The 23,181-nt window shown below is 43.3% G+C and carries 24 protein-coding genes and 2 pseudogenes; 13 read left to right on the plus strand and 13 right to left on the minus strand.

Annotated features, from left to right (window positions below; all coding sequences use genetic code 11):
* Positions 1–380: 380 nt before the first annotated feature.
* Entirely contained in the window at positions 381–2,990 is a 2,610-nt protein-coding gene (gene ppsA, locus ACE4RR_RS12050) for a phosphoenolpyruvate synthase (RefSeq protein WP_375535669.1), read from the minus strand.
* 451 nt (positions 2,991–3,441) lie between these two features.
* Positions 3,442–3,891 (minus strand): annotated as a pseudogene (locus tag ACE4RR_RS12055) (GNAT family N-acetyltransferase); the annotation flags it as partial.
* A 258-nt stretch (positions 3,892–4,149) separates the two neighbouring features.
* Here ACE4RR_RS12055 and ACE4RR_RS12060 point away from each other — a divergent pair.
* Complete coding sequence (locus ACE4RR_RS12060; RefSeq protein WP_375535670.1) at positions 4,150–4,356, plus strand: alpha/beta-type small acid-soluble spore protein; 207 nt, start codon at positions 4,150–4,152, stop codon at positions 4,354–4,356.
* A gap of 252 nt (positions 4,357–4,608) precedes the next feature.
* On the opposite strand, the gene ACE4RR_RS12065 is transcribed toward ACE4RR_RS12060, so the two are convergent.
* From ACE4RR_RS12065 to ACE4RR_RS12075, 3 genes are read right to left on the minus strand one after another with little or no spacing between them, the layout of a single operon-like run.
* Positions 4,609–5,121, minus strand: a complete 513-nt coding sequence (locus ACE4RR_RS12065; RefSeq protein WP_375535671.1) for a P-loop NTPase family protein — start codon at positions 5,119–5,121, stop codon at positions 4,609–4,611.
* Between the two features lie 14 nt (positions 5,122–5,135).
* Entirely contained in the window at positions 5,136–5,561 is a 426-nt protein-coding gene (locus ACE4RR_RS12070; protein ID WP_375535672.1) for a GNAT family N-acetyltransferase, read from the minus strand.
* 21 nt (positions 5,562–5,582) lie between these two features.
* Positions 5,583–6,128 carry a putative glycolipid-binding domain-containing protein gene (locus tag ACE4RR_RS12075; RefSeq protein WP_375535673.1) on the minus strand — a complete coding sequence of 182 codons (546 nt, stop codon included), beginning with the start codon at positions 6,126–6,128 and terminating at the stop codon, positions 5,583–5,585.
* Positions 6,129–6,717: 589 nt separating this feature from the next.
* Between ACE4RR_RS12075 and ACE4RR_RS12080 the strand changes: the two genes are divergently transcribed.
* From ACE4RR_RS12080 to ACE4RR_RS12100, 5 genes are all read left to right on the plus strand, one after another.
* On the plus strand, positions 6,718–7,332 hold the full coding sequence (locus ACE4RR_RS12080; RefSeq protein ID WP_375535674.1) for a TetR/AcrR family transcriptional regulator: 615 nt from the start codon (positions 6,718–6,720) through the stop codon (positions 7,330–7,332).
* Positions 7,325–8,173, plus strand: coding sequence for an ABC transporter ATP-binding protein (locus tag ACE4RR_RS12085; protein ID WP_375535675.1), 849 nt, complete (start codon positions 7,325–7,327; stop codon positions 8,171–8,173). Before ACE4RR_RS12080 ends, ACE4RR_RS12085 begins: the two co-directional genes overlap by 8 nt.
* Complete coding sequence (locus ACE4RR_RS12090; RefSeq protein ID WP_375535676.1) at positions 8,170–8,847, plus strand: fluoroquinolone export ABC transporter permease subunit; 678 nt, start codon at positions 8,170–8,172, stop codon at positions 8,845–8,847. The genes ACE4RR_RS12085 and ACE4RR_RS12090 overlap by 4 nt, the downstream gene beginning before the upstream one ends.
* Entirely contained in the window at positions 8,844–9,539 is a 696-nt protein-coding gene (locus ACE4RR_RS12095) for a hypothetical protein (protein WP_375535677.1), read from the plus strand. The genes ACE4RR_RS12090 and ACE4RR_RS12095 overlap by 4 nt, the downstream gene beginning before the upstream one ends.
* A 73-nt stretch (positions 9,540–9,612) precedes the next feature.
* Entirely contained in the window at positions 9,613–10,359 is a 747-nt protein-coding gene (locus ACE4RR_RS12100) for a MerR family transcriptional regulator (protein WP_375535678.1), read from the plus strand.
* Positions 10,360–10,412: 53 nt separating this feature from the next.
* Here the strand turns inward: ACE4RR_RS12100 and ACE4RR_RS12105 are convergent, their stop codons facing one another.
* Together ACE4RR_RS12105 and ACE4RR_RS12110 are read right to left on the minus strand one after the other, a co-directional pair.
* Positions 10,413–10,733 (minus strand): ArsR/SmtB family transcription factor, encoded by a 321-nt coding sequence (locus tag ACE4RR_RS12105; protein WP_375535679.1) that lies wholly within the window; start codon positions 10,731–10,733, stop codon positions 10,413–10,415.
* Positions 10,733–11,164: an SRPBCC family protein gene (locus ACE4RR_RS12110; RefSeq protein WP_375535750.1), complete on the minus strand. Its 432-nt coding sequence runs from the start codon at positions 11,162–11,164 to the stop codon at positions 10,733–10,735. Before ACE4RR_RS12110 ends, ACE4RR_RS12105 begins: the two co-directional genes overlap by 1 nt.
* A gap of 162 nt (positions 11,165–11,326) precedes the next feature.
* On the opposite strand from ACE4RR_RS12110, the gene ACE4RR_RS12115 reads away from it, so the two are divergent.
* Genes ACE4RR_RS12115 through ACE4RR_RS12125 form a run of 3 tightly spaced genes read left to right on the plus strand, consistent with a single transcriptional unit; the run spans position 11,327 to position 13,507 of the window.
* A complete protein-coding gene (locus tag ACE4RR_RS12115; RefSeq protein ID WP_375535680.1) occupies positions 11,327–12,007 on the plus strand; it encodes a DUF421 domain-containing protein in 681 nt (226 codons plus the stop codon).
* A gap of 17 nt (positions 12,008–12,024) precedes the next feature.
* Positions 12,025–12,750 carry a DUF421 domain-containing protein gene (locus ACE4RR_RS12120; RefSeq protein WP_375535681.1) on the plus strand — a complete coding sequence of 242 codons (726 nt, stop codon included), beginning with the start codon at positions 12,025–12,027 and terminating at the stop codon, positions 12,748–12,750.
* A 31-nt stretch (positions 12,751–12,781) separates the two neighbouring features.
* The gene (locus ACE4RR_RS12125; protein WP_375535682.1) at positions 12,782–13,507 is read left to right on the plus strand and encodes a DUF421 domain-containing protein; all 726 of its coding nucleotides are present in this window, start codon (positions 12,782–12,784) and stop codon (positions 13,505–13,507) included.
* 563 nt (positions 13,508–14,070) lie between these two features.
* Here ACE4RR_RS12125 and ACE4RR_RS12130 read toward each other — a convergent pair.
* From ACE4RR_RS12130 to ACE4RR_RS12155, 6 genes and pseudogenes are all read right to left on the minus strand, one after another.
* Positions 14,071–14,591: pseudogene (locus ACE4RR_RS12130) on the minus strand (GNAT family N-acetyltransferase).
* A 70-nt stretch (positions 14,592–14,661) separates the two neighbouring features.
* Positions 14,662–14,820: a hypothetical protein gene (locus ACE4RR_RS12135; RefSeq protein WP_375535683.1), complete on the minus strand. Its 159-nt coding sequence runs from the start codon at positions 14,818–14,820 to the stop codon at positions 14,662–14,664.
* Between the two features lie 16 nt (positions 14,821–14,836).
* Positions 14,837–16,039, minus strand: coding sequence for a hypothetical protein (locus ACE4RR_RS12140; RefSeq protein WP_375535684.1), 1,203 nt, complete (start codon positions 16,037–16,039; stop codon positions 14,837–14,839).
* Positions 16,040–16,042: 3 nt separating this feature from the next.
* Complete coding sequence (locus ACE4RR_RS12145; RefSeq protein WP_375535685.1) at positions 16,043–16,510, minus strand: RNA polymerase sigma factor; 468 nt, start codon at positions 16,508–16,510, stop codon at positions 16,043–16,045.
* Between the two features lie 164 nt (positions 16,511–16,674).
* Entirely contained in the window at positions 16,675–17,223 is a 549-nt protein-coding gene (locus ACE4RR_RS12150; protein ID WP_375535686.1) for an AAA family ATPase, read from the minus strand.
* Between the two features lie 60 nt (positions 17,224–17,283).
* Positions 17,284–18,129 (minus strand): GNAT family N-acetyltransferase, encoded by an 846-nt coding sequence (locus ACE4RR_RS12155; protein ID WP_375535687.1) that lies wholly within the window; start codon positions 18,127–18,129, stop codon positions 17,284–17,286.
* Positions 18,130–18,644: 515 nt separating this feature from the next.
* Here ACE4RR_RS12155 and ACE4RR_RS12160 point away from each other — a divergent pair.
* The 4 genes from ACE4RR_RS12160 (at position 18,645) to ACE4RR_RS12175 (ending at position 23,172) form a co-directional block, all read left to right on the plus strand.
* On the plus strand, positions 18,645–19,853 hold the full coding sequence (locus ACE4RR_RS12160; RefSeq protein WP_375535688.1) for a M20 metallopeptidase family protein: 1,209 nt from the start codon (positions 18,645–18,647) through the stop codon (positions 19,851–19,853).
* Between the two features lie 28 nt (positions 19,854–19,881).
* Positions 19,882–20,589, plus strand: coding sequence for a DUF5058 family protein (locus tag ACE4RR_RS12165; protein WP_375535689.1), 708 nt, complete (start codon positions 19,882–19,884; stop codon positions 20,587–20,589).
* 22 nt (positions 20,590–20,611) lie between these two features.
* Positions 20,612–21,322: a small-conductance mechanosensitive channel gene (locus ACE4RR_RS12170; protein ID WP_375535690.1), complete on the plus strand. Its 711-nt coding sequence runs from the start codon at positions 20,612–20,614 to the stop codon at positions 21,320–21,322.
* Positions 21,323–21,984: 662 nt separating this feature from the next.
* Entirely contained in the window at positions 21,985–23,172 is a 1,188-nt protein-coding gene (locus tag ACE4RR_RS12175) for a cation:proton antiporter (RefSeq protein WP_375535691.1), read from the plus strand.
* Positions 23,173–23,181 lie beyond the last annotated feature (9 nt).

Genomic DNA, 23,181 nt, shown 5'->3' on the forward strand with positions numbered 1-23,181 from the left:
TACACAAAAAGAAAAAAACTCGAAAACGGTACCGTTTTCGAGTTGAAAAAAATGAAATGGACTCTTGGGGGACTTTTTCAGCAGCCTCCTTGCATTTCCCGCGGGCGTCTCATGATTTTTGACAATCTATTCGTGTAAAATATGCGGGCAGAGTTAATAGGAACCAGAATAATTATAGGAATTAGGTAATTTGTAAGATAAACTTTTAATATAAGGATATATGGAGGACTGAATAGATTTTACAATTTTAGGAAAATAAATCCATGTCTTTGAGAAAGTAAGTAATAATTATCGCTTCTTGAGCCAAGAAGAAAAAAAGCAGCGTTAAAAGAATTGCTCCTTCTACACTGCGCTATCATTCCTACTGTATGGAATCGAAATTACAAAATTTCGATGTAGCCTTCTGTTCCATGTACACGAATGCGCTGCCCATCTTTTATCAACGAGGCAGCATTTTCCACTCCAACCACTGCCGGCAGGCCATATTCACGTGCGATAACTGCACCATGGGTCATCAGCCCGCCAACTTCAGTAACCAGGCCTTTAATGGAGACAAATAATGGTGTCCAGCTGGGGTCAGTATAAGAGGTGACTAAAATATCTCCACTTTCCAGCTCAGCATCTTCCATGTTTAAGATGACACGTGCTCGACCCTCTACCATTCCGGAAGAAACCGGGAGACCTGCAATAGCATCGGCTGGGAGATTTTCGCGTTTGTACTCCCCTGCAATGATTTCCCCATCAGAAGTGATAACACGTGGAGGCGTGAATTTTTCATATGATTTGTATTCGTCTTTTCGTTCGCTGATAAATTGATAATCCAGTTTATTCGTGCGTACGACTTCGTGTAGTTCTTCAAAAGAGAGATAATATATATCTTCGACTTCATGAATGACGTTGGCTTTTACGAGTTCTTCAGCTTCTTTTAATATAGCCTGCTTATAAACGAAATAACGATTAACCATGAAGTATTTTGGATATTCCCGATAACCGATGAAGTTCCGTAGGAGTTTAATCATTCGTTTTGTTTCTTCAGCCTTCTGTCCGCCATCCGGTAATTTCTTCAATCGAACTAATAACTCTTCTTCTTTTTCCAACGCTTCCTGTCGACCCTGCTCAAATTTCCGAGTGCCTGCATTAGGCTCAAAGTTTTTTATATTACCAAGAATCATAGGGACAAGTATAGTTGGTTTTTCACTCCAGCGAGGTTTAGTAATATCGATTTCTCCGGTACATCTCATTCCGTATTTGCTGAGATACTCATACATAGTGTCCCGTGCTTCCCGTCCACCATCAAACTTAACCAGTTCATCCAAAAAGTTATCATCTTTTACTTTCTGTAAATAATTCAGTACTTCTGGGTAAGGACGAATCACATCTGCGACATCCAAAAGCGCCAGACCCATTTCCGAAGTAATATTGTTTGGGACAGATTGAGAAAGCGTATCTGCTGCGTTTTTCTCACCAAGCCACTTGTTCATTTTTTCATTGATCCATGATACTGCATCCATAGCAGCCGTAATCACACCCATACTTTGGGGAGCAAATAAATTCTTTTTCAATTGCTGAATATCTTCTAGGATAAAATCAAATAAATCTGACCCTGACTTCGTTTGGATGTTTTGTTTCACATGATCTATCGATTCTTGACTGCTCTTAATCAAATCAGAAACGATGGACGGATCGTTTTCCACCTGTGCTCCCTGAGACGACTTACCTTTATTGCTTTGACTGGCACTCCGATCTTTTTTGTCATTTGGTAACGGTTTAATGAAATCCCTTCGCTCTAATATGGTCATTAAAGCATCTTTCATAAGTGGATCGTGATTACCCATGGCGTTTAATAAATTTTCTCTGCTGGCAGAGGAAGCCAGATGTTGTGTAACATCAACAAACAACCTTCCGCCGGCTATGCGCATCGGTGCAGAAGTCGTTAACAGCCAAAAAGACAATCCGAGAGGTTTAATGGAATCGGTCATCATTTGTTGATGGCCGACAGATACGTAAACGTGATTTTCCTGGTCATTTGCCTCAGGGATCGGGTACAGCGTGGTAATTGGCCTACTTTGGACGATATAAAATATACCATCCGCCATGCACCATTCGATATCCTGCGGAGAGCCAAAATAAGCCTCGATCTGTCTTCCTATCCGTGACAGCTGTCGGATTTGTTCGTCCGTCAGTGCCTGGGTCATTTGCTGGTGGGAATCGATCTGCCTGGTCTCTGTTCCGCAGTTTTTTCGTCCATAGACAGCCAATTTTTGGGCGGCTATCGTCTTATCGACGATTTCCTTTTCCTGTACTTTATAACAATCGGCAGAGACTAAGCCGGATACCAGCGCTTCTCCAAGGCCGAAACCGGCTTCAATTGACAATAGCTTTCGGTTAGAAGTAATCGGATCAGCTGTAAATAAAATTCCTGAAGCTTGTGGGGAAACCATCTTTTGAATGATAACGGATAAATAAACATCACGGTGGCTGAATCCATTTTGCATCCGATAAATTACTGCACGATCCGTAAACAGAGACGCCCAGCACTTGCTGATATGCTGCATGACTGACCCTATGCCTATGACATTTAAATAGGTATTCTGCTGGCCAGCAAAAGAGGCATGGGGTAAATCTTCAGCAGTGGCACTAGAACGCACTGCATAAGCCTGATCATCTCCATATCGGGATAGAATTCGAGTAACTTCTTTTACAGCTTCGGGAGGAATTTCTGCTGCCAAAATGAGTTTCCGGATCTTCCTGCTGATAATTCCTATTTGATCTCGATCCTCTGCATTCAGCAGTGTTAGTTGATTCAATAATGTGTGGAAGTCTTCATTATTTTCGAGTGCCTTTCTATAAACGTTTGTCGTAACGCAAATACCTTCCGGCACCTGAATTCCTTCAATTCTTGATAATGCTCCTAAATTTGCCCCTTTTCCTCCGGCTATCATTTGATTCGTTTTATCAATCTCGAGAAACTCCAAAGTATACCGTCCCATTACAATCCCTCCCATTTTTCGCTTAATACGAGGACAAATCACACGAGAAAATTATTCACTTTCTCCAACCAATTTCGTTTACTTATATCATCGAAAAAACAGCTGCATTTGATTAATACTAACCATTTATTTTTTAAAAAAACAGTCTGAAAATCGTTAGTTTATCATGGTATAATTAAAGTAGAGAAAGAGGATGAGACAATGACAAATGAAATGCTTCCAGCTATCATTTTGATAACTGGAAGCATTTTTTGCTTTTAGAGACAGTAACTTAAATGGAATAGTTAGTTTTGAAATATTACTTCATATAACTGTTATTATCTTCTGATTTATTTTTATCTGCATCTTTTGAGCTCCACTCTTGCTCCAGCACACTATATAACAAAGAGTCCCGCCAGCCATTTTTCATTAACAAGTCCTCACGAATTCTTCCTTCCTTAGTCATGCCTATTTTATCTAATACCCTCCCTGAGCCAATATTTTGAGGGGCACAGGTTGCATATATACGATGAAGAATGAATTCACTAAAACCAAACTCAACTAATAATTCAGCTGTTTCCGTTCCCAGGCCTCTTCCCCAGTAATCAGGATTTACAACGTACGAAATCTCACCTGCCTAGTTATTGGAATCCCTTAAATTAAATTCTCCAACACCAATCATTTCTTGGTTATCCTTTTTAACTATGGCATACACAAATCGGGTTCTTGGTCTTTGGAAAGCTTCAACCAAAACCTGGTTCACAAAGTCTTTAGATTCTTCCTCCGTATTAGGCCCCCATGCTTGATACTTGCAGACTTTTTCTTGAGATGCATACTTATGTACACTTTTCCAATCCAATTCAGTTAATTCACGCAAGTAGACATTTGATCCTGCCAATGTTTTAATTACTAGACCCTCCATTACCACATTTATCCAAATAGACAGATCGTATCGCTTACAATTTCCAGCTGTTCCAATTAATTTCCTTCCTGCTCCAGAAAACTGGTCATTTTGAGAATGGTCCGCTGTGACACGAACACTTATTTTTTTGCTTTATCTATTGGTTTACTGGCTGACTGAAATCTCTAAAAAAATTTTTTTCCTTCCACCCAAGAGATGGTATAGGTAAATCATTATTGGAGATATTAACATTAATTCTTAGAAAAGGAGGAATTTGAAATGGCACAGAATAGAAGTAATAACACTAATCAATTGGTTGTACCTGGTGTGCAGCAAGCCCTTAACCAAATGAAAATGGAAATTGCACAGGAGTTTGGTGTGCAGCTTGGACCAGACAGCACATCTAGAGCAAATGGTTCCGTAGGCGGAGAGATTACTAAAAGACTCGTACAAATGGCTGAACAGCAAATGGGCGGTCAACGATAAAAGCTTTCAAAGGGGCTGTATCATAAATGCTACTCGCCCCTTTTGTATGGTAAAAAAAGCAGAGGACAAGTCCTTCGCTTTCCGTGGGCAGCGCTTCAGCTAACCGGGCGAAACCCGCGCCCGGCGGATCTTCAGCCGCTGCTCTCCCACTGGAGTCTTCGGACTTGTCCCCTGCTATCTTCTTTTTAGGATACTACTTTTTCTATAAAAAGGGGCTTTTGATACAGCCTCTCTTTTTTATCTCTTCTTTTTTCAAATCTTATGGTTCAAGTCTTCAAACTTCCTGACCTTTTGTCTCGAATTAAGAACAATTACATTCTTACCTTGACGATGCCATCGACTGCAGCGTTCTCTCATGTCCTTTTTTCGCCTGCGGTAGGTCGTGATGACAAATTTCAAAAAGGCTGCATCTAATTTCTCAGTACAGCCGACATCATTTCTTGTTTTCCCATGGTACGTTATGTATCTTTTTACAATACGATACAGACATACCCTTAAAGGCAGCTCAATGTAAAGTACTGTATCTGCTCGAGCTTCCCGGTATCTAAATGTCGAACTGTAATTTCCGTCGATGACCCATTTTTCCTGCATGACAGCTTTTTGAATTCGTTCGATAAATTCCCCCTGCGGAACCTCGACCCACCCCCGCCGAAAATAAAAGGAATCGAGATGATACACATTCAGTCCTTTTGCGGCTCCCACCTGCTTTGCAAGGGTGGATTTACCTGATCCTGCTGATGCAGCCACGATCATAACCCGCTCCATAGAAGATCCCCTTTTTAAAGAGTTGATTTAAAGACGTAGCTCGCTTTATGATAATTCATCTTATCCTCGTAAAAACGATGGGCTTTTTCCCTTTGGATCCCGGAGGAGAGAGCTACACATTCGCACCCGCGCCGGGCTGCCCATTCGTGGACATAGTGAAGAAGCTTTTCGCCATACCCCTGCGATCGTTTCGTTTCATCCGTGACCAGATCACACACCCAGACAAAGCGGCCATAATATAAGGTGGTCATCTCTTTAAATCCTGCTGCCGCAGCCAAATCTCCATCACTCTCGAGAACGGCTAAATGATAACGCTCCTCCAGCATTGCTTCCTTCACCAGCTCCACATAAGTATTTTCATCGAGATGTGTTCTTAATTGCTTTAGGAGCGGAAAAGCCGCTCGTATTTCTTTATCGGATTGCATTTCATAGATTTCCAAAAAATTCTCCTCCATTTTTTGTCAAACGCAGCGTGTGAAGACACCAGGATAACTGATGACAAAGCCATCTTCATCCATGTATATTTTCGTTTGATAGTCATTACATTCATAGGTAAATGTAAATCCTCGTTCTGTTTTTTCCTGCAGTGTATAATATTGGGTTAACTTTTGCAGCTGCAGCGATGGAAGCTCTATGTATACCATCTCGAATTCTTTTTTATGGCCCGTCTCCCACGATAAACGTTTTATAGGAAGCGTATTTGAGAAAGGAGTGGCGGAGATATCTACGTCTATTGCTCCGGTAAGTTCCGGCAGTTCCTTTTTATCTGCGTCCAGCCATTTCTCCCCCTTTTTTCTAAGGTGGAGCCTCCGGCCGCTTGCTGCGATGATGACCCGAATGTTCACCACTTCCCATTGCTTCGTTAATAGAAAGAAGTAATCAGCTTTATATGCTGAGGGGCTCCCGTTAATAATGGTACTATTCACATGTATTTTATCGGACAGCTCCTCCACCTCTGCATACTCCAGACCGGTAGTTTCCTCGTTTCTCCATATGTATGTTCTCATGAATGAAAATCACATCCTTTCCAAAATTATACTATAAAACAAAAAGGTTCTAAATTTGTTGCAGTTGCTTCAGTAATTGTAGGTCAAACTATATTTAAAAACAATTGAGGTAGATTTATTTTTGAAAAAGACGTGATAAAATGTCCCTCTTCCCTCTTACGTAAGAAGCAATAACCATTCTTATGTCGTAGTTCATGAATATGAACCCCCTTTGTTGTAGCACAACTATTCCAAGATCCTTGTTCTACTTTTTAGATGATATAACGAGGCATGCGACACTGTTGTACTCTTATTATGCCTCCATCCTCCTTCAAAGACCACGGCCTTTTGTACATTCGCTCCTCCTGGGGAAAAATCAGTGTGGTGGATGGCAGTAGGAAAAAGTCAGTACCCGGTTTTAAAGATTCACATGTTCATATAGCAGGGGCAAGCGGACTTGAAAACGAAGGAATTACCTGCTTCGACCATGTAAGACATTCATCCAGAATTCCCTTCTCAAGCTATTTACACTTTCTCGTATTTGGATTAAACTTATATATGAATAAAAATAATTTTTATTCATATATTCAAAAATGCGAGGTGAACACCTTTGCCAAGAGGATTCTCAAATAAAGAAAAAACCCACATCCGTACCACCCTAAAACAAACCGCCTTTGAACACTTCTGCCGTCTTGGCCTCCGTAAAACCAGCATCGGCCAGATTACAAAAGACAGCGGCATTGCTCAGGGCTCCTTTTACTCGTTCTTCCATTCAAAGGAGGAGCTTTTCTACGAGCTGCTGCTCGACGAGGAAAGGCGCCTGAAAAATAAACTTCACCCGTTTTTAACCACAAGCCGTCCGGACCAGGATAATTTCGCCCGATTTCTGCTGACAGCGGTTCAGGAAATCGAAGCAAGTCCGCTGATATCCACTCTTTTTCAGGCCGAGGAATACCAGGCGTTGATCCGTAAGGTTAACGATGCAGAGCTTGATGACCATACCTTAAAGGATCTTGAGGAACTCAAGCCGATATTTGAAGGATGGCAGGAGCGGGGATTTATGAAAGATATAGAGCCGGAGCTGATTATATCCTCGATCCGTTCGTTCATCCTGTTGTCGCTTCACAAAAAGGAAATTGGACCAGACTGGTTTGATGAAACCGTGCGGCTGATGGCGGCAAGCCTTGCTGCTTATGTGATGAAAGGAGATCGACGAGATGATTAGTGTTAAAAATGTCAGCTTCACATATCCGAAAAGCAAATCGCGCGCTGTTTCCGACCTTTCCTTTCATATCCCACGCGGGCATATTTTCGGTCTGCTCGGCCCATCTGGAGCAGGAAAAAGCACGATACAAAAACTAGTGACGGGTCTATTATCATCGTATGATGGAGAAATTTATATAAACGGTCAGGAAATCAAGCGTGCTCGTAAAGACTTCTATTATAAACTTGGTGTGGCGTTTGATACGCCTGTTTTTTACGAAAAAATGACCGCACTGGAGAATCTTCAATTTTTTTATTCTCTTTACCCACAAAATCAGCGCCGTCCGATCGAATGGCTGGAACGCCTTGGATTGGCAGAGGCTGCCCATCTTCCAGTCGGACGATTTTCGAAGGGAATGAAAATGCGGCTGAATTTTTGCCGGGCTCTGCTGCACGAGCCGGAGGTACTGATTCTTGATGAGCCGACATCAGGGCTTGATCCTTCCTGGTCTCACATCGTCAAAAAGATTATAAAGGAGGAACAGGCCCGCGGTGTCACGATATTGATGAGCACACATCATATGGAAACCGCAAAGAATCTTTGCGACCAGATCGCTTTTATCGTGGACGGACGTATCTCGGTCATCGATTCACCTCATCAGCTTCAGCTGAATTATGGACGAAAAATGATCCTGTTTTCATTTCGTAACCGGGAGAACCTTGCGTTGTCGTTTGATGAAGCAGGTCAACACCCCCAGCTGCTGGAATGGTTGAAAAATGGGGAAGTTGAAACGATCCATTCCCAGGAAGCAACGCTGGATGAAGTATTCATGCAGGTGACTGGAAGGAGACTAGCGGAATGAAAACTCTCATCTGGCAGGATATTCGCTTTCAATGGAAACATGGATTTTACGTAGTATATGCGATAATTACGATATTTTACCTGGTGCTTCTCTCCTTCGTCCCAAAGCATTGGCTTGACGCGGCAGCAGCGGCAGTAATCTTTACGGATCCGACAATGCTCGGCTTCTTTTTTATCGGGGCAATAATACTTTTTGAAAAAGATCAGGGCATCCTTCGGCCATTATCAGTGAGCCCTCTCCTCCGCAGAAACTATGTACTGGCAAAGGTGCTGTCACTGTTAGTTCTCACTATCCTCAGCAGCACCGTCATTCATTTGGGAGCTGCCGGGTTTCCGAAAAACACCGTCCTTTTTATCATGGCAGTATCCCTAAGCTCCATCTTTTTTACCCTGACCGGATTGATCGTTTCTATCTTTCTATCATCCGTTAATCAATATTTACTTGCAGGGGCGCTTGTCATTACGCTGTTATATGTCCCGCTTGTAGACTTTTTCCCACCTTTATCTCACCCTCTTTGGCATGCTTTTCCTGCACGTGCGGCGGTAAATGGCCTATATCCGGCTGCATCGGAGATACCTGCTGTGGTGTCACTTGCTGTAATGCTTTTATGGGGCACTGCCGCTTATGCTGTAGCATGTATTTGTTCGAAGCGGCTGGTAGGAGGGATTCGATGAATACAATATTTCAATTGTTAAAAATGGACCGCAAGCACATCACCCGCGACCCGCTTCTGCTTTTGACTCTTGCTGCTCCGCTTCTGATGCTCGCACTGGTGAAGTGGGCACTGCCGCTTCTCCCGTTTTCTCTTGTAACAAAACATCCGCTTATTTTAGGAGCACTGCTTTTAATGACGCCACTGATGATTGGGCTGCTCGCCGGATTTCTCATGCTGGAGGAAAAAGGGCAGCACCTCCTGAGATATTATGCTGTTTCGCCGCTGCGCTATCATGGCTACCTCTTCTTTCGATTATTACTGCCTGTTACAGTTTCCGTCTTCTTTTCAGTTGTAATCATCATTTTGTATGACACACAGGGATATCCCCTCTTATCGCTGGTGCCGGCGGTTGCAGCCGCCTCCCTGCAGGCCCCGGTAGTGATGCTTGCGTCAGGAAGTCTCGCCGCAAATAAGGTGGAAGGGCTCGCGTTATCAAAGCTTCTCAATATTATTCTGCTGCTCAGCGCTGCACTCCCCCTTTTCAGCGGGTGGTGGACATATGCAGCCTACTTTTTTCCCGCTGCCTGGTTCATGACTGCCTTTCAAACGCAGTATTTTATTGTACAGTGTTTTCTTTTCAGCGGATGTTTACTTGTCAGTTTAGGTTGGGCAGTTTATTTTTGGAAAAGACTCCTGCGTCTTCAGGAATAAATAATTTTGAAAAAATGTTTGACTCTAACGTTACGTGATACATTAAAGTAATGAGTGAAGGGAGGGTAGCGAGATGGCCATGAAAGTAAAGGAAGTCGCCGACATGACGGGTGTTAGTGTACGCACACTGCATCATTATGATGACATTCGATTATTGTCTCCGCAGGAAACGACGGCAGCCGGCTACCGTCTTTATTCCGACGCAGATCTTGAGAAGCTTCAGCAAATATTATTTTATAAAGAGCTTGGCTTTCCCTTGAAGAAAATAAAAGAAATCATCGAGCGCCCTTCCTTCGACAGGCTTGAAGCACTGGAGCTGCAGCGCCGTATGCTTTTGGAAAAACAACGTCGTTTGAACCGCATGATTGCGTCCATTGAAAAGACATTGCAGCATGAGAAAGGAGAAATCCACATGACGAACAAGGAGAAATTTGAGGGATTTGATTTCAGCCATAACCCGTACGAACAGGAAGCCCGTGAACGCTGGGGAGACAAAGCTGTTGATGAGTCCAATACCAAAATAAACCGTATGTCAGCTGAAGAACAGAAGGCATTTGCCGACGAGATGAATAATGTATACAGAGAGCTTGCAAAAGTTCGACACCTGGCTCCCGAATCAGAGGAAGCGCAGGCCAGCATTAAAAAATGGTATGTTCTCTTAAATAAAATGGGCAGTTATTCGGTTGATGCCTTTAAGGGGCTCGGGCAACTGTATGTCGATGACAAGCGGTTTACGGCTAATATTGATCAGTTCGGAGAAGGCCTTGCTGCATTTATGCGGGATGCTATGGCCATTTATGCCGACCGCCATACTTCCTGACACTCCGCTTTACGCATCATCCCCCCTCGCTTCCCTGAAGCAAGGGGGGATATTTAGTCTTCGTCCTCTAAAATGCAGCGCAGCTTTTCCAATTTATTATCCCAGAATTGTTCGAAGTAGGAGAGCCAGTCCTTCAGCTCCTGCAGTCCTTCAGGCTGAAGACGGTAGTGGGTTTCACGCCCAAATTTTTCAGACTCCACCAGCTCCGCCTCCGCCAGAATGCGGAGATGCTTGGAAACGGCTGTGCGGCTCATCGAAAAATGTCCCGTAATCTTAGCGACCGGCATGTTCTTCTCTGTCAGAAGCTGCAGTATTTTACGGCGGCTTGGATCTGCGACTGCCTGAAACACATCGTGCTTTTGTGCTTCAGCCATTACACTTCCACTACTTCTCGAAGTCTTTCATAAACGATCGCATCCCAGCCATTGTTCATAGTATCGCGGATCTCTTCATTTGTTTTCCCCGGTCCCGGGCCAGGAAGTACCTCCTCCGCTTCGCCCCAGCCTGAATGGATGAGAGTAAATTCGGTTTCTTCGCCAAGGTCCTTCAGCTCAATAACTATTTTCCAGCCGGCCTGTCCCCACGAAAAAATAAGACGGTTAGGGGGATCGAGTTCCAATACCCTGCAGGGCGTCGGTCCAAACGGAGACTGAATTGTAAATTCTCCTCCCTCCTCCTGCTTAAAATCATTCGGCATAAACCACGCTTCCATCCCTTCCGCAGTGGCTACCTTATCCCATACCTTTTGAATATCTGCTTTAAAAACTGTCTGCTTGCGGATTTCGGGTGTTGTTGGCACTTGTATGATTCCTCCTCACCTAATATATGAAACCATTTGGTTATATGTCAAGTGAGCTTTTGAAAATCGGTGCTGCTCTTCTCGTGATGTATATTTACTTTTTCGCTTGGTAAAGCTGATAAAAGCCATTTTCTACTAATTTATTATTTCAACCATGGGGGGAAGCCAGTGATAGAAATAACAGATATAGCAATTAAATTAGTCACAGGATTTGTGGCATTATTTATCCTCATCAAATGGCTTGGAGCAAAAATCATTGACCAAATCACCCCTTTTACATTTATAGCCGCGATTGTTCTAAGCGAACTGCTTGGAAACGCGGTATACGACAAAAATGTCGGACTCCTCCCCATTTTGTTCTCCATTATGGTGTGGGGGTCATTGCTTTTTATTGTAGAGTTTAGTGGATGGAAGAATTTTTCTCTTCGTTCAGCATTTGAAGGTAAACCATCGATGGTCATTCGAGAGGGGAAGTTAGATATTAATGCTCTCAAAAAGAGCAGGATGAATATCACACAGCTGCAAAGTCTTCTACGCCAGAGTGAAGTGTTTTCCATCCGCGAGGTGGCTTATGCATATATTGAGCCTAATGGATCGATTAGTATTTTAAAAAAATCCCAGTACCAAAAAACGACCCAGGAGGATTTTCAAATGCCGCCACAGCCGGTGTATGTACCAATAACAATTATCCGGGACGGGGAGTTGAGACGAGAAGATCTTGCAGAAATAGAAAAGAATGAACAATGGCTTCATTCAGAGCTGCGTGCGAATGGATTGCATAAAATTGACGACGTGCTGCTTGCGGAATGGGTTGCCGATGATGGTCTTTTTGTAATTCCATATCACTAATAGAAAGGAAAAGTTAAATGGTTGAAACCTTAAAGGATTCTGCGCTCGTACTTGGCAGAATCGTGACGATTTTGCCGCTGTTGTTGGCAGTAACCATATTTATGGGAAAACGTGCGATCGGAGAGCTGCCTATTTTTGATTTTTTAATCATCCTTACTCTCGGGGCAGTGGTTGGAGCAGATATTGCTGACCCTCAAATCAAGCATATTCCGACAGTTATTGCAATTGTGCTTATAGCACTCCTTCAAAAAGCAGTCGCCCGCTTTAAAATTTCGAGCCGGAAAGCAGGCCGATTAATTACCTTTGAGCCAACTATCGTGGTTCAGGATGGCATCATGCTCGATCAGAGCCTGAAAAAGATTGATTATTCCATTGATAATCTACTGCAGATGCTGCGCGAGAAAGACGTGTTTGACCTGCGGGAGGTGGAAACCGCCGTCATCGAAGCGAATGGGGCGTTAAGTGTATTATTGAAGCCAACTCATCGTCCAGTAACGGCAGAGGATTTGGAAGTCCATTCTGCCGGCTCTCTTATTGCACTGCCAGTGGTAATGGATGGAGAAATTCAACACAGTGTCCTGACAGATTTTAAATTGGATGAATCTTGGCTCATGCAGAAGCTGAACGAAAAAGGAATTACAGATATCACTGAAGTTTTTTATGCCTCCATCAACCGGCGCTATGAGCTTCATATATCTCCGAAAAATAATCAGGCTATGCATATACCTCTTCTACGCCACTAAACAGGATTTTTGAAAGGCAGGGAATGACCATATGGAACAGTTGATGAAGGATGGTTTGATTGTTTTAGGTAGAGTCGTTACGATCCTGCCGCTGCTGTTATTTGTAGGTATTTTTATGGGTAAGCGTGCAATTGGCGAGCTTCCTATCTTTGATTTTTTAGTAATTCTCACACTTGGCTCAGTGGTAGGAGCCGATATTGCGAATCCAGAAATCGAACACCTCCCCACTGCGATAGCTATTATTCTGATTGCTCTCCTTCAAAAAACGGCAGCACGCCTGAAAACAGCTAACCGTAAAATTGGAAGAATAATCACCTTTGAACCAACGATTGTGGTACAAAAAGGCCAGCTGCTTAACCAAAATCTCAAAGCAATTAACTACTCTATCGATAATATTCTGCAGATGCTTCGTGAAAAAGGTGTCTTTGACCTTAAAGATGTGGAAACAGCGGTTGTGGAATCAAACGGCTCCTTAAGTGTGCTGAAAAAGCCTCAGAAATTGGAAGTGACAGCGGAAGATCTCGGCATAAATGTTTCAGATTCAGGCTTAGCTGTCCCCGTTATTATGGAAGGACATACATATAGTAAAGTACTGCACGAGCATGGCGTCGATGAAGCATGGCTGCATGAACAATTGAACGCTCTCGGAATAAAGAGCACTCAGGAGATATTTTTCGCGTCGATAAACCGAGCATTGGATCTCCACGTGTCATTGAAACAGGAGGGAAGCACGAAAGTACCTTTGCTTAAGCATTAGCAATGCTGACCACTTGCCTCTCATTCTTAAACTTTACATTAATATTCTTTAAACAATTGAATCAATGTAAAACACAATCATTCGATTGTAGCGTAAGGCGACGACTCCTACAGGACGCTGCTGTGAAAATTTCATGAAAATTATTCTCAAAATAAATTTAAAAAAATAGGTTTTAAAAATAAAGAAGCGGGTATTACATAAGTATAATTGAAAGCGTTGTCATTTGAGGAGGCTCAACCATTTAGGTTTCCTTATCGTAACACCTTCTGGTTGTACGATTCGAAGGAGTTGAAGAAGGGTTCGATTACGAAACAATTAAATAGTGGGCTGAGGATGTATAACAACTATTTCGCTTTACACGTCTGGTGTGTAAGTGAAGTTTCTGAGGAAACAGGCCTGCCGCGAAGCGACCAGCCTTCCATAGCGAAGGAAACAAATGATGTTAAGCAGAAACGGTACGGCGATGGTTGGGTCCCCTCAGGTGGTAACGCCCCCCTTCAGTGATATCACTGAAGGCTTTTTGTCTTACTTATCCATTCCGTTCTTCCAGCTTCTTTGAAATATTATAACGAAATCCAGAATCTTTTTACGATATTACCATCGTTTTCTACAAAGTCTTCATCGGCTGTCCCGCCGTTTTTTCGTATTGTTCTTTCTGATGCAGTATTCCAATCATCGCAGACAACCAGCGCCTTCGTGATGCCGGCTTTTTTTGCCTCTTTAAGGGATAATTCCAGCAGTACACCGCCGTAGCCTTTCCGCCTTTCCGATGGGCGGATGCCATAACCTATGTGGCCGCCGCTCTGAAAAAGCATCTTCGTCAGCGTATGTCTGATGTTTACAACTCCAATCAGCTTCTGTTCCGCATGAAACAACCAAAATGTGGAATGAGGCACCCACCCGTCAGGAAGCTCTCTGCCGGCTGCATGGGCATGAAGATATGAAGCATCCATGAAAAGTCTGCTGGATCTTCAGCTATTACCCATGGAATCATCGGTTCCCCACTTTCAATCCATTCATTATAAAACTCCATATACTCCTTTTGGTAATAAACAGTAGGTTTAATAAGCCGGACTTGGTCCATAATTACATTCTCCTTTCTGCACTAGATGTTATTTAACGCTGAAAAATGAAAAGAAAAACCAGCCTATCAGCTAGGCTGGCTTCTTTACTTTGTTATCCAGTGTGTCTTTTCCTTTTTTTGCTGTTGTTTTTTTTCTCTTTTTCTCTTTTCTAAAGCATCTATAATTAACGGCTTCTTTTTCAAATTCTACCATTCGCCGGTGTACCGTATTTTTATCAGGAATTAACACATGAAGCACCTCTTTCTTAAAGAGATAACTCTCCTATATTGGCAAGACTTGAACGCATCTCTTTCTCGGAAGCATCGGAAATCGCACCCTCTTTCAGCCTTATCAGCGGCTGCAGCACTCCTTTCAACGCAGATGAGGAAACCACAACCTCCCCGATTACATCAAGCGATGCAATTTTTTCTTTTACCACTTCTGGATTTACCTTCTCATTCAGCTTGAGCTGCCCTTCCACAATCAGAGCCAATGGCTGTTCGTAAGCTGAAAACTGTTCATTCGTCCAATCTTCTTCCCCATCAATAAAATGGTAGTGATGTTCAAATGGCAGCACTTCCGCTTCAAGGGACGGACAGCATTCATAAACGAGATCTTCGAGATGCTCCGGACAGACGATGAGCGAGCTGGATTCGAGCGCAGTCACCGCATTGACAAATGCTTCCCGGGACACATCCTTTTCTAGAAAAATCGGTTTCTTCGTGTAGAGCTTTGCCTGCTTAAACCGCTTCAGGGAACGCGAAGAGAGCTTAAGAGTGGTCGTCACATGTTGAAATCCTGCAGGAGTGACGTCCATTTTTCCATTTAAAACAGAAAGCTTCTGGTGAAAATCAGGCATCTGGTTTTCATTCAGCACCACCTTGCCATTAATCGTAACTCCTTCGACTTTCTCCTTGAAAAGCTCCATATCAAGAGACGGATGAAGCAGCAGGACGCCATTCACCATAAGCCTCTCCGGCTCGTCGATTGATTGAAGCACCGCAGTCGTTAATTGAAATTTCCCGTTTTTCATACGTGGAGGCATGTGGCTATAAGTTTCCACAGAGCCGGATACACTTTCCGCTACCTGCTGGATAACCCCGCCAAGGTGTCCTGGGGCAAAAATCATTCCATGAACCCTCAGATTTGCAATTTTTTCGCGTATTTCTTCTGCTTCTACGTCTTTTGCGATCGTTAGAATACCATTCACAACCAGATTGATAGGGGATGTAATCGACTGAAAATACTCATGATCCATTGTTAAATTTCCATTATGGAACGAATAGTCGTCCTTTATCTCCAGCGTTTCCCCTACATTGCCGATATTCAATTTTGTCAATAGATGCGCATTTTCTCGTCTGTATATGATTAATCCCACATTTTCAATACGGGCAATATGAGCGATACTTTTTTCGGTAGCACTCGTTAAATTCAGCATTCCTACATTGCCGATGGTTTGATTTTTCATCGTTCATCCCTCCCGTTCTAATTTTTTCCGTAATTTTTTGACTGCAGTATGCAGCTTGTAGCGTACGGTTGCCGCAGGCATTTCAAGCTGACTGCCGATTTCCTGGCTGGATAGCCCGAGCCAATAGCGTTTAAAGAGGATATCACTCAACTCCTCCGGCAGGGAGGATAACAGCTCCACCATCTCGAGATGGTTTCCAGCGGTGGCAGCTGGAAGTGTTTCATCCAAATGGTCCTCCCAGGCAGTTGTTCGTTTCTCTTTACGTCGCTCATCAATCATTTGATTTTTCATAACGCGGAAAAACCAGGCCTTTTGCTTATAGTGTGGTAATTCTCCAAGGTTTTCCTCAGCCATTGCTTTCACTGCTGCTTCCTGCACCAAATCATCTGCTTCCTGCTCGTGGCGGGCAATCGACCTTGCAAAGCGGAAGAGGTCAGGCTTTAATTGTTCAAAGATTTGCTTAAATTCCACCCCTCTCCCCCCTTTTCATCTAGATAACGTTTTGAAAGTGCCAACTGTTTGAAAAAAATAAATTTATTTTTGTACTTTATAAAAGCACCATCTTCAATATATCTTCCCACCCAAAAAATGATGCATGTAATTTTTTATAAAAGTAAAAAAGCGTCACTGTATTCCTACAGAAACGCTTGATACGATAAATACACAAAATCGGGAGAAGTTTTTATTTTTTCTAGCATGAAAGGTATATCTTCGGAGGTAATGAGACTCGTCTCAAAATAAAATCGGTCCGGCACTCCGGAAGCTGTCAGCTCCTCGACAAGCTCAAGACAGCGGCTCCCCATCTGCAGGTCCGGCTCTCTTTGTGCATCGCGCTGCAGAAGCACTTCATTATCTGCCCAGAGAACCACATAAATGATCTCTACATTTTCAACAGCGTCTACGACGAAGCTCGAAAAACGCTTCACTTCTTGAGGAAACGCTACATAATCAATGACTACCTCATAATCTGCCTGAAGGAATTGGACCGCCAGCCCCGCAATGTTCTGCCATGTCAAAGCGAGCTGCTCACTGCTTTCCCACGGCGGCAGATACCCGCTTTCCACCATATGATTGACGACATCTCCTTCTATGTAAGCGCTTTGCGGCAGGGATTCTGCCAGCATTTTTGCAGTAGTTGATTTTCCGGCTCCAGCCGGTCCTGAAATTATATAAATTCTTTTCACGTGTCGTCACCTGTTCCTCGTATTGTTACGATATCTCACTTGATACTCTTTCTTCATTCATTAGACGGTCTCCTTTTTCTCACCGTAAGAAAATTCATATCCACTATAGCTGAATTGATAAGTAAAGCCAAGTTTTCGCGCTAACGCAGCAGAGGCCTCATTGGATGCCATGCAGTCCCAGTACGGAATCAGTCCTTCTTGAATACAATCCTTGACGTAATGCAGTCCCACTCTGGCAGCAAGTCCTTTTTTCTGATGGGCTTCGGAGGTCTCAATTGCAATACATTGCTTCCTATCTGCGGCATAATTAGTATAACAGAGGCTTACTATCTCATCTCCATCCACTGCACAGTATCCCCTGCCTTTTTCAAAAAATGCTTCTGCGGAAAGCCATGATTCCTTTATTTTTCGGTGGATATACGAAATATTGATATAGGATTTACTTTCATAAAGAGCTTCTGTTATCCTTTTTATTTTATATTTTTCATGCAGAGGCGGCAGTTCCGGGAAATGAGAGCTCTCCTCAAAGGTGTAGACATGCTGCTCCCATTGCTGCAGGGAACGATCTGGAAACAAAGTCGGAAACATCTTATTCCAGCCAGGATGAGTACCGATCATTTCGAATTCTTCAAGCTCCATTGCGAGCATTTCCTGCCTAATAATAGTATCGATGAATGATGACAGTTCGTGATAAAAGATTTCGGATTGAGCATCCCCTATAAAAAAGAAGCCGTCATTGTTCCCCTGCCAGACCATTCCAGACTGCGGGGAAAGAAGATTATCAACGAAAATTCTCCCCGTGTTGTTTTCTTTTACGATAGCTTCCACTTCTGTATGACGATTATGCTCGAGAAGCGGAACGCATCGATGAAATTTATTCCTTGGTAATTCGCGGATCGCAGGCATAACTTATTCCACTCCTACGTATTTTCTTTGAGTTTACATTGTTAAAACAACATATATCAGAGCAAACATGATAATAGCATAACCAATCAATATTCCAAATACCTCAGCTAGTAGATAAACTTCCCAAGTATCGCCGTTTGACTCTTTGGAAGAGGTCAAGTGATCTACTTTTCATAGTAGGATAATACAGGAGAAAGTAAAAATGAAAACCAGTACTCGCAATCATGCCACCCCCATATAATACCTGTTTTTACATGTACGCCTCCATCCGTTTGTCTGTTTCAATGCATGGAGAAATTTTCAATCTTTCTTCTACCATCTCTGGAATTTTAAATTCAACAAACTTAGAACAATTATCCTTTATATGCAATATTTATGATTAATTTTCTCATTATTTAGAAAAGTTAAGCAGAAATATTGACCATACACTTGATTTTTTCACTTGTACGTGATGTAAAATGGCACTACACGAAATATTTTGTCAATTAATTTTGAAAAGAAAGGGAGAATGTGCTGTGCTCGATCCAATGTTTGAGAGATTAGAAGAGTTGTATCCGGATTTAGTTGAGTTTCGAAGAGATCTCCATATGTATCCCGAGCTGTCTCATAAGGAGGAGAAAACTCCGGGAAAAATTGCGAATTTTCTATCAGATCTTGGGCTGGACGTGAGAACTGGTGTCGGCGGTAAGGGTGTCGTCGGCATTTTACGAGGGGACAAGCCGGGGAAAACAGTGGCGCTGAGGGCAGATTTTGATGCACTTCCTATCCAGGATGAAAAAGATGTTGAATACAAATCACGTATCCCCGGGATTATGCATGCCTGCGGTCACGATATCCATACTGCCAGCCTGCTCGGCACGGCAAAAGTATTAAGTGAACATCGCGATAAACTGGAAGGCACTGTCGTATTCTTGCATCAATTCGCAGAAGAAGTCATCCCTGGCGGTGCCAAATTTATGATCGAGGATGGCTGCCTGGACGGAGTCGATGTCGTTTACGGTGCTCACGTTTCTTCTAAGCATCCTCTTGGAAAAATTGGGCTTAAAGAAGGATTGGCCATGGCAAACGGGGACACGTTCGAAATTGAGATTGCCGGAAAAGGCGGACATGCTGCCACTCCGCATTTTACAGTCGACCCGTTAGTGACCGGCAGTCAAGTGCTGCTCAACCTCCAGCAGATAGTCAGCCGCCAGATTGACCCGGTCAAGCCTGCCGTGGTGACTATTGCTTCCTTTAAGGGCGGAGAAGGCTACAACGTCATTCCTGACTCAGCGAAAATCACCGGTACGGTTCGCACCTTTGATAAGGATATTCAGGACTGGATTGAAAAATCAATCGAATCAATTGCATCCTCCACCTGCCATGGTCTGGGGGCAGAAGCAGAATACACCTACACGAGAGGATATCCAGCCGTCTGCAACCACCCCGGCGAAACCAGACGGATAGAAAATGTAGCGACGGCGCTGTACGGAAAGGACATGATAGAACACATAGACGCACAGATGGGTATGGAGGATTTTGCTTATTATCTAAAGGAAGTGCCGGGCTGTTTTTTCTGGGTTGGTGGAGCTCTGGAGGAAAAGGATGTGTACCCTCACCATCATCCGAAGTTTAATGTAGACGAAAAAGCCATGCTCTACATCGGCAGGCTCTTTATTGCATCAGTATTCAACTATTTGTCAGGAGTTGAAGAAAGCTTCGCGGCAACACAGGAAAAGGTATAACGAACAAATCTAAAGGGAGGCACCATGTATGCAGGAAGTGATGAGCACCGCAAACAGCAGCCCCTTATGGATTCTGGCTTTTTTAGTTGTCAGTATAGTTATCTTTCAAGCGGTCATTTTTTTGAATATTGCATCTAAGACAGCTCCAAATATTGGAATGAGCAAGCACGAGGTCAACAGTTCTATTAAAACTGGATTTATCAGCTCGTTAGGACCGTCCTTCGCAATTGCGATTATTGTTGTGTCTCTTTTGACATTAATCGGCTCGCCGATCACCTTGATGCGGATTGGCATCATTGGCTCCGCTGCCACTGAATCAGGAGCAGCCGGCATCGGCGCTGATGTTTTTGGCGCAGATTTAGGCGGAGAGAACTTTTCTAACCTGGCTTTTACAAATGTCGTGTGGACCATGTGTCTCGGTGGAACAGGCTGGCTGATCTTTACCGCCCTGTTCACGAAATCACTTGGAAACATTCAAAAAAAGGTAGTAAAGAAAAATGCCAAAGCTATGGGGATCGTGTCAACAGCCGCCATGCTCGGCGTTTTTGGCTACCTGGCAAGCGCTGAAATGTCTGCCGGGACAAGTCAGTCGGCTGCTGCAATTATTTCAGGTGTATCAATGGCCGTGATGATGTGGCTCGCCAGCAGTAAAAAGGTAAATTGGCTGAAGGAATGGGCACTCGGCATTGCTCTTGTGATCGGAATGACAGGCGGATACCTTACTTCCATTTTCTAACCCTCAAGGAGTGAATCAGCTTATGGCTATGAACGAAAAGAACGTTTCTGTAAAAGAAATGGGATCGGTCAGCTCAGAAAGCATGGATTCTTTTCACAGCCAGGCCCATTTTTGGGGACGCGCGACGCTGTGGCTATTAATCATTGCCTGCCTCCTGCCTCCCCTCTATCTTTCTTTTATTTTAAACCATCATCCAGGCTGGGACGCGATTGCAGCAGGAGTCGTCGGCTATGCGGCCTTTATCGGAATTATGTGGGTGCTGGAGCCGATTACGTATTACCCCACCCTTGGCACCGCCGGCACATACATGGCATTTTTAACCGGAAACATTGCTAACATGTGTCTTCCCTGCTCGGCCGCGGCCCAGAATGCCATCGGCGCAGAGGCAGGCTCAAAAAAAGCGGAAATCTCCGGGGCTCTCGCCATCGCTGTGGCGTCGCTCGTCAATATCGTAGTAATTATTTCTGTGATTATCAGCGGCTCTTATATCATCTCTGTCCTGCCAGCGCCAATCGAGGGAGCCTTCGAATTTGTCCTTCCAGCTATATTCGGCGGGGTGCTCGGCCAGTTTGCCTACAAAACTCCGCTGTATGGAATAATTGCTCTTGGAGTAGGACTGGCAGTGTTGTTTTCACCAATTTTCAGTTTAATCAAAATCGTTATTTGTGTCATTTTAACCATCACGATTGTGCTCTTTCTGGAGAACAGAAATGATGGTGATAAAAATGGATAGTATGGAAATCTGATGAAACAGGAGATGCGGGGGTGGATGCCGTTTCCTCGCTTCCGAGTCCTTTTCCTCCGGAAACGGCTGATTTCCCCGGCTATCTTTGGTTTTCCACCATACTGGGTATTTTTCCACTCGCCCGGGTGCGGTTTCCACGTTTCCGGTGAGCGTTTCCTCTCTTCCAGCTTCGCTTTCCTCCTCAATTGCCGGCTTTCACGCGGGTGGATCTCTTTTCCACGTTTCCGAGTTCTTTTCCTCCGGAAACGGTTGATTTCCCCGGCCATCTTAGGTTTTCCACCATACTGGGAATTTTTCCACTCGCCTGGGTGCGGTTTCCGCGTTTCCGGTGAGCGTTTCCTCTCTTCCAGCTTCGCTTTCCACCTCAACTGCCCGCTTTCACGCGGGTGGATCTCTTTTCCACGTTTCCGAGTCCTTTTCCACCGGAAATCGATGTTTTCCCCCCGCCGCGCCTATAGCAGACAATCATTAATTTTTTCTAGAAAGCTACTAAAAATGTGAAACTAAAGTTTTATGAAGAAACAAATAAAAATAGGTAATTTATTTAGTTTTTTTGGTTATTGTTTAATTTAAAGAATTGAAGTGAAGGAGTAGGATAACTCTTCAAATTAGGAAAGGCAGTAATAGACATAATAATAGGGAGATATTCTATGTCAATTTCAGCTATTATTCTTTTATTATTTATTGGGTATGTGATTTTCACTCTGGATAAGATAAAAGAAAAAATACCTGTTCCTCCTCTTTTGGTACTTATAGGTATTGGGCTTTATTTTGTGCCGTATTTTTCTGTTATAGAAGTAACAGAGACCATGATATATCATGTTTTTTTACCTGTACTGCTTTTTACATCAGCGTATCATTTTTCGCCTTCCTCTCTGAAAAAGAATGCCGGCATCATTGGTTTTTTGGCCAGCATTGGTCTTATGCTGACTGTCATTATCTTAGGAGTACTCATTTATGCTCTGGGGAGTATGTTTCTTCCATTATCATTTATTGGAGCCTTATTAATAGCTTCCATTCTTACTCCTACAGATCCTGTCTCCGTTGTTTCCATATTACAGAAATCTTCCAAGGACCAAATGCTGGCTGAAGTTGTGGAAGGAGAGTCGCTTATAAATGACGGAACGAGCATTGTCATATTCTCTGTGATTTTAGGGATATACCTTAATGATACTTCTTTTTCTGTTGGAGGTTTTCTGGGGGAATTTTTCTATGTATCTTTAGGCGGAATTATTATTGGCGTACTTGTAGGCTGGATTTTCAGCAAGGCAGTCCATTTTACTCACCATCGTGAATATCAGGTCATGTTAAGCATTATTGTCGCTTATGGCATTTTCCACCTTGCCGAACATTTTGGTTTTTCAGGTGTATTAGCGACAGTTTTTGCCGGGATAGTTTTATCCTATGAATTTGGGAGATCCATAAAAGAGGATCACTTCAGGGAGTCGTTGGACGGCTTCTGGGATATTGTGGAGATTTCTATATTATCCTTGTTATTTTTACTCATCGGAATTGAGGCTGCCGGGCATTTGTCGTTTCATTACTGGGGCTTGGCTGTGCTTATATTTATGGCTTCAATAGTAGTTAGGTTTATCATCATCACCGGATCCATTAAGCTTTTCCCCGCCTGGCGCCATAGTATCAGCTGGAGAAAAGCTACTCTTATCAGCTGGTCAGGCCTGAAAGGTTCGATGTCTGTTTTTTTAATACTCAGTCTGTCCGCTCAGAATACTGCAAATGCTGACGTATTAATATCTCTTACCTTTGCAGCTGTTCTGCTCTCTTTAGTTATTCAAAGCATCGGAATCTACCCTTTATCAAAAAAATTACTCAAGTAAAGGAGTGTT

Origin of the sequence: Alteribacillus sp. HJP-4 (assembly GCF_042139015.1) — a bacterium.
GTDB lineage: Bacteria > Bacillota > Bacilli > Bacillales > Marinococcaceae > JBHIKY01.

Bases quoted from the DNA above. Each gene is read 5' to 3' on its own strand.
- ACE4RR_RS12085 (WP_375535675.1), top strand. From the start codon at position 7,325: ATGATTAGTGTTAAAAATGTCAGCTTCACATATCCGAAAAGCAAATCG.
- ACE4RR_RS12090 (WP_375535676.1), top strand. From the start codon at position 8,170: ATGAAAACTCTCATCTGGCAGGATATTCGCTTTCAATGGAAACATGGA.
- ACE4RR_RS12175 (WP_375535691.1), top strand. From the start codon at position 21,985: ATGTCAATTTCAGCTATTATTCTTTTATTATTTATTGGGTATGTGATT.
- ppsA (WP_375535669.1), bottom strand. From the start codon at position 2,990: ATGGGACGGTATACTTTGGAGTTTCTCGAGATTGATAAAACGAATCAA.
- ACE4RR_RS12100 (WP_375535678.1), top strand. From the start codon at position 9,613: ATGGCCATGAAAGTAAAGGAAGTCGCCGACATGACGGGTGTTAGTGTA.
- ACE4RR_RS12075 (WP_375535673.1), bottom strand. From the start codon at position 6,128: ATGAGAACATACATATGGAGAAACGAGGAAACTACCGGTCTGGAGTAT.
- ACE4RR_RS12105 (WP_375535679.1), bottom strand. From the start codon at position 10,733: ATGGCTGAAGCACAAAAGCACGATGTGTTTCAGGCAGTCGCAGATCCA.
- ACE4RR_RS12060 (WP_375535670.1), top strand. From the start codon at position 4,150: ATGGCACAGAATAGAAGTAATAACACTAATCAATTGGTTGTACCTGGT.
- ACE4RR_RS12140 (WP_375535684.1), bottom strand. From the start codon at position 16,039: ATGAAAAATCAAACCATCGGCAATGTAGGAATGCTGAATTTAACGAGT.
- ACE4RR_RS12095 (WP_375535677.1), top strand. From the start codon at position 8,844: ATGAATACAATATTTCAATTGTTAAAAATGGACCGCAAGCACATCACC.
- ACE4RR_RS12125 (WP_375535682.1), top strand. From the start codon at position 12,782: ATGGAACAGTTGATGAAGGATGGTTTGATTGTTTTAGGTAGAGTCGTT.
- ACE4RR_RS12120 (WP_375535681.1), top strand. From the start codon at position 12,025: ATGGTTGAAACCTTAAAGGATTCTGCGCTCGTACTTGGCAGAATCGTG.
- ACE4RR_RS12165 (WP_375535689.1), top strand. From the start codon at position 19,882: ATGCAGGAAGTGATGAGCACCGCAAACAGCAGCCCCTTATGGATTCTG.
- ACE4RR_RS12155 (WP_375535687.1), bottom strand. From the start codon at position 18,129: ATGCCTGCGATCCGCGAATTACCAAGGAATAAATTTCATCGATGCGTT.
- ACE4RR_RS12065 (WP_375535671.1), bottom strand. From the start codon at position 5,121: ATGGAGCGGGTTATGATCGTGGCTGCATCAGCAGGATCAGGTAAATCC.
- ACE4RR_RS12170 (WP_375535690.1), top strand. From the start codon at position 20,612: ATGGCTATGAACGAAAAGAACGTTTCTGTAAAAGAAATGGGATCGGTC.